Below are 274 nucleotides of genomic sequence, written 5' to 3'. Positions count from 1 at the left end.
TTGTTCGGCGGCGTCCTACTCTCCCACAGGGTCCCCCCTGCAGTACCATCGGCGCTGAAAGGCTTAGCTTCCGGGTTCGAAATGTAACCGGGCGTTTCCCTAACGCTATGACCACCGAAACACTATGAAGTTAACCAACCGGAGCCAAGCTACAACGGTCGTTACTTCAGAACCTACACAGTGGACGCGAGCAACTGAGGACAAGCCCTCGGCCTATTAGTACCAGTCAACTCCACACCTTACGGCGCTTCCATATCTGGCCTATCAACCCAGT

The 274-nt window shown here is 54.7% G+C and carries 1 rRNA gene; it reads right to left on the bottom strand.

The features are described 5' to 3' along the window. Positions 1-2: 2 nt before the first annotated feature. Positions 3-119 (bottom strand): 5S ribosomal RNA (gene rrf, locus OO62_RS36225). Positions 120-274 lie beyond the last annotated feature (155 nt).

Origin of the sequence: Streptomyces lydicus, assembly GCF_000717345.1 — a bacterium.
In the GTDB taxonomy this organism is placed as follows: domain Bacteria; phylum Actinomycetota; class Actinomycetes; order Streptomycetales; family Streptomycetaceae; genus Streptomyces; species Streptomyces lydicus.
The sequence above is the reverse complement of the archived record's forward strand: the minus strand, read 5'-3'. Positions and strand labels throughout refer to the sequence as shown.